Source organism: Pseudomonas sp. 02C 26 (assembly GCF_002843585.1).
GTDB classification, from domain to species: domain Bacteria; phylum Pseudomonadota; class Gammaproteobacteria; order Pseudomonadales; family Pseudomonadaceae; genus Aquipseudomonas; species Aquipseudomonas shirazensis.
Genome location: NZ_CP025262.1, coordinates 5,191,021 through 5,205,952 on the forward strand (window position 1 = coordinate 5,191,021; position 14,932 = coordinate 5,205,952).

Sequence of the window (14,932 nt, forward strand, 5' to 3'; positions counted from 1 at the left end):
CACAGGGCTTACTGGCCAAGCCAGTCGCGGTCTTGCAGGTAGTAGTCGGTCAGGCGCGCTTCTTCGCTGCCTGGCGCCGGCTTCCAGTCATAGCCCCAGCGCACTTGCGGCGGCAGCGACATCAGGATCGACTCGGTACGCCCACCCGATTGCAGGCCGAACAAGGTGCCACGGTCGTATACCAGGTTGAACTCGACATAGCGCCCACGGCGGTACTCCTGGAATTCGCGCTGCTCAGCGGTATAAGGCGTGGCCTTGCGCCGCTGCACGATCGGCAGGTAGGCGTCGATATAGGCATCGCCGATCGCCCGAATGAAGGCGAAGCAGGTGTCGAAGTCCCACTCGTTGAGGTCATCGAAGAACAGCCCACCAATGCCACGCGGCTCGCCGCGGTGCTTGAGGTGGAAGTAGCGGTCGCACCAGGCTTTGTAACGCGGGTAGACGTCGGCGCCGAACGGCGCGCAGGCCTGCTCGGCGACGCGGTGCCAGTGCACGCAGTCTTCCTCGTTGCCGTAGTAGGGGGTGAGGTCAAAGCCGCCGCCAAACCACCAGACTGCCTCTTCGCCTTCTTTTTCGGCGATGAAAAACCGCACATTGGCGTGCGAAGTCGGCACATGCGGGTTATGCGGGTGGATCACCAGCGACACCCCCAGCGCCTCGAAGCCGCGCCCGGCCAGCTCTGGCCGGTGAGCACTGGCCGACGGCGGCAGGCCGCTGCCGAACACGTGGGAGAAGTTGACCCCGCCTTTTTCGATCAGCGCGCCATCCCCGATCACCCGCGTGCGCCCGCCGCCACCGGCTTCGCGCACCCACGCGTCCTCGACGAAGCGGGCGCCGCCGTCTTCGCGTTCGAGGGCAGAGCAGATGCGGTCTTGCAGGTCGAGCAGATAGGCCTTCACGGCCTCGGTGCGGCTGGTCATGGGGGGTCACCTGGGAGGAGCAGGGAAGAATTCGCCGCGTAGCATACCACCGGCAACCGGCGCGTCGCAGTTGACGGCAGTCAAGCAAAGGCGTCCGATAGAAGGCCTGCATCCAATCCGACAACAGGAGTGCGAGATGGCCCAGCGTATCCAGTTCAGCCAGCATGGCGGCCCCGAAGTACTGCAACTGGTCGAGTTCGACCCGGCCCCACCCGGCCCTCAGCAGGTTCGTGTGCGCAACCAGGCGATTGGCCTGAACTTCATCGACACGTATTTCCGCAGCGGCCTGTACCCACCGCCAGCACTGCCCTCGGGCCTGGGCACCGAAGGTGCCGGCATCGTCGATGCGGTCGGCGAAGGTGTCACCCGGCTCAAGGTCGGCGACCGCGTCGCCTACGTCGGCGGCCCGCTGGGCGCCTACAGCCAAGTGCACACGCTGCCCGAAGCCAACCTGGTCAAACTGCCCGACAGCATCAGCTTCGAGCAGGCTGCCGCAGTGATGCTCAAAGGCCTGACCGTGCAGTACCTGCTCAAACAGACCTACGCCGTGCAGCCGGGCGAAGTGATCCTGTTCCACGCCGCAGCTGGTGGGGTTGGCTCGCTGGCGTGCCAGTGGGCTAAAGCGCTGGGCGCCAAGCTGATCGGCACGGTCAGCTCGGCGGAAAAAGCCGAGCGGGCCAAGGCCCTCGGCGCCTGGGAGACTATCGACTACAGCCACGAAGACGTCGCCAAGCGCGTGCTTGAGCTGACTGACGGCAAAAAGGTTGCGGTGGTATACGACGGCGTTGGCGCCGATACCTGGCTGACCTCGCTGGACTGCCTACAGCCACGCGGCTTGATGGTCAGCTTCGGCAACGCCTCCGGCGCGGTCAGTGGCGTCAACCTGGGCATTCTGGCGCAGAAGGGTTCGCTTTACGTGACCCGGCCGACCTTGGCCACTTACGCCAACAACGCCGAAAACACCCAGGCCATGGCCGATGACCTGTTCGCCATGATCGCCAGCGGCCAGCTGACGGTGGATATCCAGCAACGCTACCCGCTCAGCGAAGCGGCCAAGGCGCAGAGCGAGCTGTCGGCGCGGCGCACGGTCGGCTCGACGGTGCTGTTGCCCTGAGCTGCGGGGCCGCTATGCGGCCCTTCGCGGGTAAACCCGCTCCCACAGGATTATGAGCTGCCGCTCAGCCTGGTATCCGGCAGGTACACCCCTTTACAGCGATCACGCTCAACTCCCTGTGGGAGCGGGTTCACCCGCGAAGGGCCGCGGAGCGGCCCCAATACAGCCAGCACCGGGCGTCAGGTCAACGACATCCTCTTGCTCAATGTCCCGGATTCGAAGCTGTCGAGTAAAGACTCAACCACACCCTCAGCCGCTTCCACCGCGTGCAGGTTGGCCCAGTACAGGCCACGGCCTTCTTCGCGCATGTGTTCCATGGCTTGCATGCCGGTTTCATAGGCACAGCGCAGGTGCAGCGCTACGTGGACCAGAGCGTCTTCGATGGAGATGTTTGGGTTTACTGAGAAAAGCGGAGGATGGCCGGCTTCGCAGCGGCCGAAGGGGTGGGCGGTGGTGGAGGGTAAGGGTGGATCTGGGACGATTTTCTTGGCCACTGGAAAATGCTCCTAAGCTTTACCGCTTCAATTCACTACCACGTGAATTGGGTGGCGGCGATACGCGAGGTGGTAGACCCGGGCATTTTCCAATCCAGGCAGGCTCGAAAGCCTCCCGCGCACAGCCGCCATAGACTGTCATGGAAAAAAAGCACCTGGGCTACCACACCCGATCGCAGAATTATTCAGCGACGATGTGAAGCCTAGAGGCATGAGTTCCCACTGAGAAGGTGATGGCATACGACAGCGTGCGTAGGATATTTCGCTGAATGCGATCCGCACAGCCTTTTGGTAAAAATCAGAAATATCCTGCACATGACTGAGTAATGCTGGGCAACAGTCTGCGGACTCACGAATTCGGTACCAGCCAGAAATACTGGGGCGCTACGCTCCGTTGGTTCGGCCGTACTGCTGCCCTGAGTGATTGGGGCCGGCTAACGGCCCCAACGTCCTGCACAGCGGGTGTCAGGTGAGAGACATGCGCTTGTCCAGGGTGCCAGCCTCGAAGTTGTCGAGCAGCGACTCGACCACACCTTCAGCCGCTTCCACTGCATGGAGGTTGGCCCAGAACAGGCCGCGGCCTTCTTCGCGCATATGCTCCATGGCTTGCAGGCCGGTTTCGTAGGCACAGCGCAGGTGCAGTGCGACGTTGACCAGAGCGTCTTCGATGGGGATGTTTGGGTTTACCGAGTAAAGCGGAGGATGGCCGGCTTCGCAGCGACCGAAGGGGTGACTCGTGGTTAGTGGGAGAGGCGGATCAGGTACAAGCTTCTTGGTCATGGGGTTTTCTCTAATCAATCGCCGCTACAACTCGTTACCACGCGAATTGGTGGCAGCTATACGCAGGGTGGTAAACCGGAGAGATACCCCAAGACCCGGCAGGCTAAAAGCCTCCCGCGCACAGCTGCCATGACTGACATGGGGAATCATCATCTCCGGGTTACCACACCCGATCGCTGAGTTATTCAGCGACGATGTGAAGCCTAGAGGCATGAGTTCCCACTGAGAAGGTGATGGCATTCTACAGCGTGCGTAGGATATTTCGCCGAATACGATCCGCACAGCCTTTTGGTAAAAATCAGAAATATCCTGCACATGACTGAGTAATGCTGGGCAACAGTCTGCGGACTTACGAATTCGGTATCAGCCAGAAATGCTGGGGGCGCTACGCACCCCTTTCGCGACGCAAGGCCGCTCCTACGGGGACCGCGTCTGACCTGCTTACGCGGTCCCTGTAGGAGCGGCCTTGCGTCGCGAAAGGGCTGCAAAGCAGCCCCGGCAGACTCGAGCCAGACGCTCACCCCGCCCGCACCACCTCGCCAGTGGCCAGATCACTAATCACACTCGGATTCTTCCGCCCGCCCAACAACCCGCCCAGCACCAGATCCAGATCTCCCCGGAAATACTGCTCCACCCGCAAGCGACTCTTCGCTGCCGGCCGTCCACCGGGGTTGGCCGAGGTGGAAATCAGCGGCCCAACTAACGCGCAAAGCTCGCGCACCTGTGGATGATCGCTGACGCGCAGGGCAACGGTGTCGTGCTGGCCGGTGACCCACTCCGGCAACATGCCCTGATGCGGTACCAGCCAGGTGTTTGGGCCAGGCCAGGTGTCGGCCATGCGCTTGATCCAGTCTTCGGGGAAGTCTTCGAACAGGAAGTCGAACTGCTCGATGCTGTCTGCCACCAGAATCAGGCCTTTATCCACAGGCCGCGACTTGAGCGCGAGCAGGCGGTACACCGCGTCTTCGTTCCAGGGGTCGCAGCCCAGACCCCAGACTGCTTCGGTCGGGTAGGCAATCACCGCGCCCGCGCGAATTTCCCGTGCGGCTTGCTGCACACGCCAACTGCTGACCATTGTTGTTACTCCGAATTACGCTGACCTGCAGTTTACTCAGCCAGACCGCGCAAACCAACGCCCAGCTTGATTGCTGACGCGGCCTTCCAGCTCCAACTCGGTCAGGCTGGCGAGCACCTGCGCCAGCGCCTGCCCGCTGCTGCGGGCCAGCCCTTCGCTGGTTTGCGGTGCAGCGTGGAGCAAGGCGAGCAGGGGGTGGGCGGGTTTATCCACAGCCACCGGCGGCAGGTTTTGCCAACCGCGCAGGCTGTCGAGGATCTGCTCGACGCTTTCCACCAGCAGCGCGCCATCACGAATCAACTGGTGGCAGCCCTTGGCGCCGGGGTGATGGATCGAGCCTGGGATGGCGTACACCTCGCGGCCTTGCTCGGCCGCCAGACGGGCGCTGATCAGCGAGCCGCTGGCGGTACCGGCCTCGACTACCAGCACACCGAGCGACAAACCACTGATGATCCGGTTGCGACGGGGGAAGTTGCCAGGCAGTGGTCCGGCGTCCAGCGGGAACTCTGAAACCACTGCGCTACCACGCTCGATCATCTCCTGCGCGAGGGCTTTATGGCGCTGTGGATAAAGTTTTTCAAGACCCGTGCCAAGCACCCCGATTGTGCTGCCTTGAGCGTCCAGCGCAGCCCGATGAGCGGCGCCGTCTACGCCCAGCGCCAGGCCGCTGGTGATGGTAAAACCGGCGCGGGCGAGGCAGCGCGAAAAAGCCGCGGCGTTGTCCAGCGCCGGCGGCGAAGCGCGCCTGCTACCGACGACAGCCAGCTGCGGGCGCTCGAGTATTTCAACGTTGCCGGCCACAAACAGCAGCGGCGGGGCATCGTCGATTTCGCCCAGCAGAGGCGGGTAGCCAGGCTGGTCCCACATCAGCAAATGCTGGCCCGGACGCTCTACCCAGGCCATTGCAGCGCTGGCACCATCGCGCACTTCTGGGCTGCGCCGAGCCTCGCAGGCAGCGGCAGTCAGCCCCAGCGTGCGCCAGGCAGTTGCCGGTGCACTGAGCGCCGAGGAGGCGCTGCCAAACGCCTCAATCAGTGTCAGAAAACGCCGCAGACCGACGTCAGGCAAGCGATGCAGGCGCAGCCGCGCCTCTAATTCAGCAGGTGGACAGTCAGACGAAAGGGGAACGGGCATGGCTGATCATCCTTGATCGACAAAGGGTCATGCAGATGGCACAACCTGTGGATAACTGTGTTGATAAGAGTTTTATAACCTGTCAACAGATTCGGCTATAAGCGCCGTTCTGAAACCCTAGCTGACCTTTGCTACGTGCTGAATCGTGCGTTTGCCTTTATTATGTGTGTTCAGTTTTCAACCGACCGCACAGTGACTGCCTGACCCCTATGGCCATTTTGAACATTCTCGAATTCCCGGACCCGCGCCTGCGTACCATTGCCAAACCGGTGACGGTGTTTGACGACGCCTTGCGCCAGCTGATCGACGACATGTTTGAAACCATGTACGAAGCGCCTGGCATCGGCCTGGCCGCGACGCAGGTCAACGTCCACCTGCGCCTGGTAGTGATGGACCTGAGCGAAGATCGCAGCGAGCCACGGGTGTTCATCAACCCCGAGCTCGAAGAGCTGACCGACGACATGGGCCAGTACCAGGAAGGTTGCCTGTCGGTGCCGGGCTTCTACGAAAACGTCGATCGCCCTCTGCGCATCCGGGTCAAAGCCCAGGATCGCGATGGCAAGCCGTACGAGATGGAGGCCGAAGGCCTGCTCGCGGTGTGCGTGCAGCACGAGCTGGACCACCTCAACGGCAAGCTGTTTGTCGACTACCTGTCGCAGCTCAAACGTGACCGGATCAAGAAGAAGCTGGAAAAGCAGCACCGCCAGAACGCCTGATCCCCCACCTTGCAGAAGGCTTGCTCCGGCAAGCCTTTTTCTATTTCAAGCGAGAACTCCATGCGCATCGTCTTCGCGGGCACCCCTGAGTTTGCCGCCGAACACCTCAAAGCCCTGCTCGACAGCCCTTACCAGGTGGTTGCGGTGTACACCCAGCCCGACCGCCCGGCCGGCCGTGGGCAAAAGCTCATGCCGAGCCCGGTCAAGCAGTTGGCCGTGGCCCATGACATCCCTGTGCTGCAACCGCCGACCCTGCGCAATGCCGAGGCCCAGGCCGAACTGGCCGCGCTGGCGCCGGACCTGCTGGTGGTGGTTGCCTACGGTTTGATCCTGCCGCAGGCGGTGCTGGATATCCCGCGCCTGGGCTGCATCAACAGCCATGCCTCGCTGCTGCCACGCTGGCGCGGTGCGGCGCCGATCCAGCGCGCCGTCGAAGCCGGCGATGCCGAGAGCGGCGTCACCGTGATGCGCATGGAGGCGGGCCTGGACACCGGGCCGATGCTGCTCAAGGTCACTACTCCAATCAGTGCCAGCGACACCGGCGGCAGCCTGCACGACCGCCTTGCCGAAATGGGCCCGCCTGCCGTGCTCGAGGCGATTGCCGGGCTGGCCGCTGGCACCTTGCAGGGCGAAGTGCAGGATGACGCCCTGGCCACTTATGCACACAAGCTGAACAAAGAAGAAGCGCGCATCGACTGGAGCCGCCCGGCAGTTGAGCTGGAGCGTCTGGTACGCGCCTTCAACCCATGGCCGGTGTGCCACACCAGCCTCGATGGCGAAAGCGTGAAGGTCCTCGAAGCGAAGTTGTCCACAGGCAGCGGCGCACCCGGCCAGATCCTCAGCGCCAGCAAGGACGGCCTGGTCGTCGCCTGCGGTGAGCAGGCACTGAGCCTGACCCGCCTGCAACTGCCAGGCGGCAAGGCGCTGAACTTCAGCGACCTGTTCAACAGCCGCCGCGAGAAGTTCGCTGACGGCAAGGTGCTTGGCCAATGAACCCACGTCTGGCTGCTACCCGCGCCCTCGCTGCTGTACTCAGCGGCAAGGCTTCGCTGAACAGTTCGTTGCCAACGCAACTGGACAAGGTCGAGGAACGCGACCGTGGCCTGACCCAGGACCTCGCCTTCGGCACCGCCCGCTGGCAGCCACGCCTGGAGCTGCTGGCCGCGCAGTTGCTGCAAAAGCCGTTCAAGGCGGCCGACAGTGATGTGCAGGCGCTACTGCTGGTGGGCTTGTACCAGCTGTTCTACACGCGAATCCCGGCGCATGCCGCCATCGGCGAAACCGTGGGCTGCGCCGACAAGCTGAAAAAGCCGTGGGCCAAGGCCCTGCTCAATGCCGTGCTGCGCCGCGCCCAGCGCGAGGGCGAAGAACTGCTCGCCAGCATGGAGCGCGACCCGGTGGTACGCACCGCCCACCCGCGCTGGCTGCAGAAGTCGCTCAAGGCGTTCTGGCCCGAGCAGTGGGAAGCCATCTGCGCCGCCAACAATGCTCATCCGCCGATGATCCTGCGGGTCAACCGCCGCCATCACAGCCGCGACGCCTACCTGGCCTTGCTTGGCGAAGCCGGTATCGCTGCCGCTGCTTGCCAGTACAGCCGCGACGGCATCGTGCTCGCGGCTGCCTGCGACGTGCGTGGCCTACCAGGCTTTGCCGAAGGCTGGATCAGCGTGCAGGACGAGGCGGCGCAACTGGCCGCCGACCTGCTCGAACTGGCCCCCGGCCAACGCGTGCTGGATGCCTGCTGCGCACCGGGCGGCAAGACCTGCCACCTGCTCGAAGCCGAGCAGGGCCTGGCCGAAGTGGTGGCGATCGACCTGGAAGCCAAGCGCCTGGTCCGCGTGCGCGAGAACTTGGCGCGCCTGCAACTGGACGCCAAGCTGATCGCCTGCGATGCCCGCGACACCGCCAACTGGTGGGACGGCAAGACCTTCCAGCGCATACTGCTCGACGCACCGTGCTCGGCGACTGGAGTGATCCGCCGTCATCCGGACATCAAGTTGACCCGTCAGGCTGATGACATCCCAGCCCTGGCCACGTTGCAGGGCGAGTTGCTCGATGCGCTGTGGCCCACCCTGGAAGTCGGCGGCATGCTGCTGTACGCCACCTGCTCGAGCCTGCCGACCGAAAACACTGAAGTGATCGAGGCGTTTCTGGCCCGTACGCCAGGCGCCCGTGAACTGGACCTGGCCACCGAGGCCGGCCTGCGCCAGCCGCACGGGCGCCAGTTGCTGGCTCAGGAAGGCGGCCACGACGGCTTCTACTATGCCAAGCTGATCAAGATTGCCGCCTCGCGCGGATAAAACACCAGGTTAGGAGTAGTGGATGAAGATCATCATCCTTGGCGCAGGGCAGGTAGGCGGCACGCTGGCAGAACACCTGGCCAGCGAAGCCAATGACATCACTGTGGTCGACACTGATGGCGACCGCCTGCGCGACCTTGGCGACCGCCTTGATATCCGCACCGTGCAGGGCCGTGGCTCGCTGCCGACGGTGCTGCGCCAAGCCGGCGCCGACGACGCCGACATGCTGGTGGCGGTGACCAACAGCGACGAGACCAACATGGTCGCCTGCCAGGTCGCCTACTCGCTGTTCCACACCCCGACCAAGATCGCTCGGGTGCGCGAATCGGCGTACCTGACTCGGGAAGAAATGTTCCACAACGACCATATCCCGGTCGACGTGCTGATCAGTCCCGAACAGGTGGTGACCAACTACATCAAGCGCCTGATCGAGCACCCCGGCGCACTGCAGGTGATCGACTTCGCCGACGGCAAAGCCCAGTTGGTGGCGGTCAAGGCCTACTACGGCGGCCCGCTGGTGGGCCAGCAGTTGCGCCAGATCCGCGCGCACATGCCCAATGTCGACACCCGCGTGGCGGCGATCTTCCGCCGTGACCGGCCGATCAAGCCGCAGGGCGATACCGTCATTGAAGCCGATGACGAGGTTTTTTTCATCGCCGCGAAGAAGGACATCCGTGCGGTCATGGGCGAGTTGCGCCGCATCGACGAGACCAACAAGCGTGTGGTCATCGCCGGGGGCGGGCAGATCGGCGAGCGCCTGGCTGAAGCGATCGAGAGCCGCTACCAGGTCAAGATCATCGAGATGAACGCGGCCCGTTGCCGTTACCTGTCCGACACCCTGGAAAGCACCGTGGTGTTGCAGGGCAGCGCCTCGGACAAGGACCTGATGCTGGAAGAGAACATCGCCGACGCCGATATCTTCCTGGCCCTGACCAACGACGACGAGGCCAACATCATGTCGTCGCTGCTGGCCAAGCGCCTAGGTGCGCGCAAGGTGATGACCATCATCAACAACCCGGCCTATGTCGACCTGGTGCAGGGCGGCGATATCGACATCGCCATCAGCCCGCAGTTGGCGACTATCGGCACCTTGCTTGCCCACGTGCGCCGCGGCGATATCGTCAGCGTGCACTCGCTGCGCCGCGGTGCGGCCGAGGCGATCGAGGCGGTGGCGCATGGTGACGCCAAGTCGAGCAAGGTGATTGGCAAGGCCATCGCCGACATCGACCTGCCGCCGGGCACCACCATTGGCGCGATCATTCGTGCCGAGCAGGTGCTGATCGCCCACGACAACACGGTGCTGGAAACCGGCGACCACGTGATTCTGTTCGTTGTGGATAAAAAGCATATCCGCGACGTCGAGAAGCTGTTCCACGTAGGCTTGAGCTTTTTCTAAGGAGGCACCGCAATGCGCGAATCGCTGCAGAAGATGCTCGACAAGGGTGTGGATAACTCACTGTTGCGCTTCGGCCTGGGCAAGGCCTGGCTGGATGAGGGCAACGGCGCCGAGGCGGCGGTGCATCTGGCCCGCTGCGTCGAGCAGGACCCGAAGTATTCGGCGGCGTGGAAGCTGTTGGGCAAGGCTTATCAGCTGAGCGGTGATCTGGCCGCGGCGCGGCAGGCTTGGGAGCAGGGGTCTGCGGCGGCGCAGGCGCATGGCGACAAGCAGGCCGAGAAAGAGATGGCGGTGTTTTTGAAGAAATTGAACAAAGCCTGAGATTGCCGGGGCTGCTGCGCAGCCCTTTCGCGACACAAGGCCGCTCCTACAGTTGACCGCGTCCCTCTGTAGGAGCGGCCTCGCGTCGCGAAAGGGGCGCGAAGCGCCCCCAAAATCTCAATACCAGCGCTGTTCCCCAGCCGGACGCTTCTTGAAGCGCTTCATGCTCCACATGTACTGGCTCGGATACTCGCGCACATAACGCTCGACCACCTTGCTCATGGCCGCCGCCGACACCGTTACATCGGTGCTGTACATCTCCTCGGGCGCCGCCTCGAGAATTACCCTGAAGCCGGAGCCATCCGGCAGCCGCAGCGCATGCAGGAACACCCCGACCGCCTTGCCGCCTGCCAGCATGTTCGGCACAAATTTGCTGGTCAGCGCCTGGGTGCCGAGGAACGGTACAAATACCCCAGCCGACTCGGCCGGCTCCGGGTCAGCCGGAATCCCCACCTGGCCACCACGGCGCACTTCCTTGATCACGCTGAGGATGCCTTCCTTGGTCGACGGCGCCACACGGTTGCCCATCTGCACACGCTGCTCGCGAAGCAGGTCATCGACGGCCTTGAGCTTGGGCGGGCGGTAGAAAATGATCGGTTTGCACTGGCTGCAGTAGAAGTGGTTGAGCACTTCCCAGTTGCCCAGGTGGCTGGTAATGCCGACCACACCCTTGCCTGAGGCCAGCGCGGCCTCCAGCACTTCCAGGCCCTGCACTTCGTGGACGAGGTCCAGCGAACGCTGGGGCGGCCAGATCCAGGCGCAGGCGCTTTCGACAAACGACTTGCCGATATCGCGCAGGGCGCGGCCGACCAACTGCTCGCGCTCGGCCGGGTCCATCTCCGGAAAACACTTGGCCAGGTTGATCCGCACCACGTTGCGCGAACCGTTGGGTATCTTCCACATCAGCCAGCCAATGCCGGCGCCAACCCGTTGCACCGCGCTCCAGGGCAGCTTGGCAAACAGGCGCAGCACCCCGACCATCAGGGCGCCCTTGAACTTTTCCACAGGCGAATTCCTTATTTCAGCAAGCGCGCATTGTACCTGCTCAGCGCGCCAAGGCGGCGTAGCGATCGCAGTCGGTGGTGTGGTCCATGACCATCCCGGTGGCCTGCATGAACGCGTAGCAGATAGTCGGACCAACGAACGTGAAGCCGGCTTTCTGCAACGCCTTGCTCATCGCCTTGGCCTCGTCGGTGACTGCCGGCATCTCGCTACGGTCGATGAAGTGGTTGATCTTCGGCGTGCCGCCGACAAACGACCAGAGCCACTCGGCCGGGTTATCCACAGCCAGCCAGGCCTTGGCATTACGCCGCGCCGCGTTGAGTTTGAGGCGGTTGCGGATGATCCCGGCATCGAGCATCAATTCCTCGATGCGCTCATCGCTCATCTGCGCCAGTTGCACCGGGTCAAAGTCATACATGACCTGGCGATAGCGCTCGCGCTTGCGCAATACGGTGATCCAGGACAGCCCGGCCTGGAACCCTTCGAGCAAAAGCATCTCGAACAGCAACGCCGGATCGCGCTGCGGCGTTCCCCACTCCTGGTCGTGGTAGGCCTGGTACAACGGATCGTCGGTACACCAAAAGCAGCGTGGCATAAGGCTCCAATCAGTAGAGGGCGAGGCGAATCGGGTTATACTCCCGCTCTTTACATCCGCATCCCCAGATACAGGTGAATTTCGTGAGCCAGCCTACGCCAGCCGTGCGTACCTTCCAAGACCTCATCCTCGCCCTGCAGAAGTACTGGGCTGAGCAAGGTTGTGTGGTACTTCAGCCCTACGATATGGAAGTAGGCGCCGGCACTTTCCACACCGCGACCTTTTTGCGCGCCGTCGGCCCAGAAACCTGGAACGCCGCCTACGTGCAGCCAAGCCGTCGGCCTGCCGACGGACGGTATGGTGAAAACCCCAACCGCCTGCAGCATTACTACCAGTTCCAGGTGGTCCTCAAGCCTAACCCGGCCAACTTCCAGGAACTGTACCTGGGCTCGCTGAAAGCGATCGGCCTCGACCCGCTGGTGCACGATGTGCGCTTCGTCGAAGACAACTGGGAATCGCCGACCCTCGGCGCCTGGGGTCTGGGTTGGGAAATCTGGCTGAACGGCATGGAAGTGACTCAGTTCACCTACTTCCAGCAAGTCGGCGGTCTGGAGTGCTACCCGGTCACCGGCGAAATCACCTACGGCCTCGAGCGCCTGGCGATGTACCTGCAGGGCGTTGATTCGGTGTACGACCTGGTCTGGGCTGACGGCCCGTTCGGTGTGGTCACCTATGGCGACGTGTTCCACCAGAACGAAGTGGAGCAATCGACCTACAACTTCGAGCACGCCAACGTCGACAAACTGTTCGAGCTGTTCGACTTCTACGAAAGCGAAGCCAACCGCCTGATCAAGCTCGACCTGCCGCTGCCGACCTATGAAATGGTCCTGAAGGCGTCGCACACCTTCAACCTGCTCGACGCCCGCCGCGCCATCTCGGTGACCGAGCGCCAGCGTTACATCCTGCGCGTACGTACGCTGGCTCGCGACGTGGCGCAAAGCTACCTGCAAGCCCGTGCCCGCATGGGCTTCCCGATGGCGACCCCTGAACTGCGTGACGAAGTGTTGGCTAAGCTGGAGGCTGCACAATGAGTGCTCAAGATTTTCTGGTTGAACTGGGCACCGAAGAGCTGCCACCCAAAGCCCTCGCCAGCCTCGGTGACGCGTTTTTGGCCGGTATCGAAAAAGGCCTGCAGGCCGCTGGCCTGAACTACGCCGGCAAGAGCGTGTATGCCGCGCCGCGCCGCCTGGCAGTGCTGATTCGTCAGCTCGACGTGCAGCAGCCTGACCGCTCCATCAACGTCGATGGCCCGCCCATGCAGGCCGCGTTCAACGCCGAAGGCCAGCCAACTCAGGCGGCCCTGGGCTTTGCCAAGAAGTGCGGCGTCGACCTCAGCGAGATCGACCAGAGCGGCGCCAAACTGCGCTTCTCGCAGCACATCCCGGGCAAGGCTACTGCCAGCCTGCTGCCGACCATCGTCGAAGATTCGCTCAACGACCTGCCGATTCCCAAGCGCATGCGCTGGGCGGCCAGCCGTGAAGAATTCGTGCGGCCAACCCAATGGCTGGTGATGCTGCTCGGTGAGCAGGTGGTTGATTGCACCATCCTCAAGCAGCAAGCCGGTCGCGAGTCGCGTGGGCACCGTTTCCACCACCCGGAAAACGTGGTTATCAGCGCGCCTGCCAACTACGCCGAAGACCTGCGCAAAGCCTACGTGCTGGCCGATTTTGCCGAGCGCCGCGACTTGATCGCCAAGCGCACCGCAGAGCTCGCCCTGCAGCAGGAAGGCACGGCCATCGTGCCGCCGGCGCTGCTCGATGAAGTGACTGCGCTGGTCGAATGGCCGGTGCCGCTGGTGTGCTCGTTCGAGGAACGCTTCCTTGAAGTGCCGCAAGAAGCGCTGATCACTACCATGCAGGACAATCAGAAGTACTTCTGCCTGCTCGACAGCGACGGCAAGTTGCTGCCGCGCTTCATTACCGTGGCCAACGTCGAGAGCCGTGACCCGCAGCAGATCGTGCTCGGTAACGAAAAGGTCGTGCGTCCGCGCCTGACCGACGCCGAGTTCTTCTTCAAGCAGGACAAGAAGCAGCCGCTGGCGACCTTCAACGAGCGCTTGAAGAACGTGGTGTTCCAGGCCCAGCTGGGCAGCGTCTACGACAAAGCCGAGCGCGTCTCGAAGCTGGCCGCCTACATCGCCCCACGCATCGGCGGCGACGCCCAGCGTGCGGCGCGTGCCGGCTTGCTGTCCAAGTGTGACCTGGCCACCGAAATGGTCGGCGAGTTCCCGGAAATGCAAGGCGTTGCCGGCTACTACTACGCCATGAACGACGGCGAGCCGGAAGACGTCGCCCTGGCCCTGAACGAGCAGTACATGCCGCGCGGTGCTGGCGCGGAACTGCCGCAGACCCTCACCGGTGCTGCCGTGGCCATTGCCGACAAGCTCGACACCCTGGTCGGTATCTTCGGCATCGGCATGCTGCCAACCGGCAGCAAAGACCCGTACGCCCTGCGTCGCGCTGCCCTCGGCGTGCTGCGCATTCTGATCGACAAGCAGCTGGACCTGGACCTGACCGACGCCGTGAGCTTCGCCGTCAACCAGTTCGGTAGCAAGATCAAGCCAGCCGGGCTGTCCGAGCAGGTCCTGGAGTTCATCTTCGACCGCCTGCGTGCACGTTATGAAGACGAAGGCATTGACGTCGGTACCTACCTGTCGGTACGTGCCCTCAAGCCAGGCTCGGCGCTGGACTTCGACCAACGCGTACAGGCCGTGCAGGCATTCCGCCAACTGCCTGAAGCCGGGGCCCTGGCCGCGGTCAACAAGCGTGTGTCGAACCTGCTGAGCAAGGCTGAGGGTGCGATCTCCGAGCAAGTCGAGCCGAAGTATTTCGACAATGCCAACGAGTTCTCGCTGTACTCGGCGATCCAGCAGGCCGACCAGGCTGTGCAACCGATGGCCGCGGCCCGTCAGTACCGTGAGTCGCTGGCCCGCCTGGCAGCGCTGCGTGACCCGGTCGACGCCTTCTTCGAGGCAGTGATGGTCAACGCCGAAGATGCCAAGGTCCGTGCCAACCGCTACGCCCTGCTCAGCCGCCTGCGCGGTCTGTTCCTGGGTGTGGCCGACATCTCGTTGCTGGGGTAAGCC

The 14,932-nt window shown here is 63.2% G+C and carries 15 protein-coding genes; 8 read left to right on the forward strand and 7 right to left on the reverse strand.

Going from position 1 to position 14,932, the window contains the following annotated elements:
* Window positions 1–8: 8 nt before the first annotated feature.
* Window positions 9–920, reverse strand: coding sequence for an oxygen-dependent coproporphyrinogen oxidase (gene hemF, locus CXQ80_RS23670; protein ID WP_101322755.1), 912 nt, complete (start codon window positions 918–920; stop codon window positions 9–11).
* A gap of 136 nt (window positions 921–1,056) precedes the next feature.
* On the opposite strand from hemF, the gene CXQ80_RS23675 reads away from it, so the two are divergent.
* Complete coding sequence (locus tag CXQ80_RS23675) at window positions 1,057–2,034, forward strand: NADPH:quinone reductase (protein ID WP_101322756.1); 978 nt, start codon at window positions 1,057–1,059, stop codon at window positions 2,032–2,034.
* 179 nt (window positions 2,035–2,213) lie between these two features.
* Here CXQ80_RS23675 and CXQ80_RS23680 read toward each other — a convergent pair whose 3' ends face one another.
* From CXQ80_RS23680 to dprA, 4 genes are all read right to left on the reverse strand, one after another.
* Complete coding sequence (locus CXQ80_RS23680) at window positions 2,214–2,528, reverse strand: DUF3077 domain-containing protein (protein ID WP_101322757.1); 315 nt, start codon at window positions 2,526–2,528, stop codon at window positions 2,214–2,216.
* A 465-nt stretch (window positions 2,529–2,993) separates the two neighbouring features.
* Window positions 2,994–3,308: a DUF3077 domain-containing protein gene (locus CXQ80_RS23685; protein ID WP_101322758.1), complete on the reverse strand. Its 315-nt coding sequence runs from the start codon at window positions 3,306–3,308 to the stop codon at window positions 2,994–2,996.
* Window positions 3,309–3,825: 517 nt separating this feature from the next.
* Window positions 3,826–4,383 carry an L-threonylcarbamoyladenylate synthase gene (locus CXQ80_RS23690; RefSeq protein WP_101322759.1) on the reverse strand — a complete coding sequence of 186 codons (558 nt, stop codon included), beginning with the start codon at window positions 4,381–4,383 and terminating at the stop codon, window positions 3,826–3,828.
* A 36-nt stretch (window positions 4,384–4,419) separates the two neighbouring features.
* Window positions 4,420–5,517, reverse strand: coding sequence for a DNA-processing protein DprA (dprA, locus tag CXQ80_RS23695; RefSeq protein ID WP_101322760.1), 1,098 nt, complete (start codon window positions 5,515–5,517; stop codon window positions 4,420–4,422).
* A 209-nt stretch (window positions 5,518–5,726) separates the two neighbouring features.
* Between dprA and def the strand changes: the two genes are divergently transcribed.
* Genes def through CXQ80_RS23720 form a run of 5 tightly spaced genes read left to right on the forward strand, consistent with a single transcriptional unit; the run spans window position 5,727 to window position 10,250 of the window.
* Window positions 5,727–6,233 carry a peptide deformylase gene (gene def / locus CXQ80_RS23700; RefSeq protein WP_101322761.1) on the forward strand — a complete coding sequence of 169 codons (507 nt, stop codon included), beginning with the start codon at window positions 5,727–5,729 and terminating at the stop codon, window positions 6,231–6,233.
* Between the two features lie 60 nt (window positions 6,234–6,293).
* Window positions 6,294–7,226: a methionyl-tRNA formyltransferase gene (gene fmt, locus CXQ80_RS23705; RefSeq protein WP_101322762.1), complete on the forward strand. Its 933-nt coding sequence runs from the start codon at window positions 6,294–6,296 to the stop codon at window positions 7,224–7,226.
* Window positions 7,223–8,533 (forward strand): 16S rRNA (cytosine(967)-C(5))-methyltransferase RsmB, encoded by a 1,311-nt coding sequence (gene rsmB, locus CXQ80_RS23710; RefSeq protein WP_101322763.1) that lies wholly within the window; start codon window positions 7,223–7,225, stop codon window positions 8,531–8,533. Before fmt ends, rsmB begins: the two co-directional genes overlap by 4 nt.
* Before the next feature lie 22 nt (window positions 8,534–8,555).
* Window positions 8,556–9,929: a Trk system potassium transporter TrkA gene (gene trkA / locus CXQ80_RS23715; RefSeq protein WP_101322764.1), complete on the forward strand. Its 1,374-nt coding sequence runs from the start codon at window positions 8,556–8,558 to the stop codon at window positions 9,927–9,929.
* A 12-nt stretch (window positions 9,930–9,941) separates the two neighbouring features.
* Window positions 9,942–10,250 (forward strand): tetratricopeptide repeat protein, encoded by a 309-nt coding sequence (locus CXQ80_RS23720; protein WP_101322765.1) that lies wholly within the window; start codon window positions 9,942–9,944, stop codon window positions 10,248–10,250.
* A 117-nt stretch (window positions 10,251–10,367) separates the two neighbouring features.
* Here CXQ80_RS23720 and CXQ80_RS23725 read toward each other — a convergent pair whose 3' ends face one another.
* On the reverse strand, window positions 10,368–11,255 hold the full coding sequence (locus CXQ80_RS23725; RefSeq protein WP_101322766.1) for a lysophospholipid acyltransferase: 888 nt from the start codon (window positions 11,253–11,255) through the stop codon (window positions 10,368–10,370).
* Window positions 11,256–11,295: 40 nt separating this feature from the next.
* Window positions 11,296–11,847 carry a DNA-3-methyladenine glycosylase I gene (locus CXQ80_RS23730; protein ID WP_101322767.1) on the reverse strand — a complete coding sequence of 184 codons (552 nt, stop codon included), beginning with the start codon at window positions 11,845–11,847 and terminating at the stop codon, window positions 11,296–11,298.
* An 83-nt stretch (window positions 11,848–11,930) separates the two neighbouring features.
* On the opposite strand from CXQ80_RS23730, the gene glyQ reads away from it, so the two are divergent.
* Window positions 11,931–12,878 (forward strand): glycine--tRNA ligase subunit alpha, encoded by a 948-nt coding sequence (gene glyQ, locus CXQ80_RS23735; protein WP_101322768.1) that lies wholly within the window; start codon window positions 11,931–11,933, stop codon window positions 12,876–12,878.
* Window positions 12,875–14,929 carry a glycine--tRNA ligase subunit beta gene (gene glyS, locus CXQ80_RS23740; RefSeq protein WP_101322769.1) on the forward strand — a complete coding sequence of 685 codons (2,055 nt, stop codon included), beginning with the start codon at window positions 12,875–12,877 and terminating at the stop codon, window positions 14,927–14,929. Before glyQ ends, glyS begins: the two co-directional genes overlap by 4 nt.
* Window positions 14,930–14,932 lie beyond the last annotated feature (3 nt).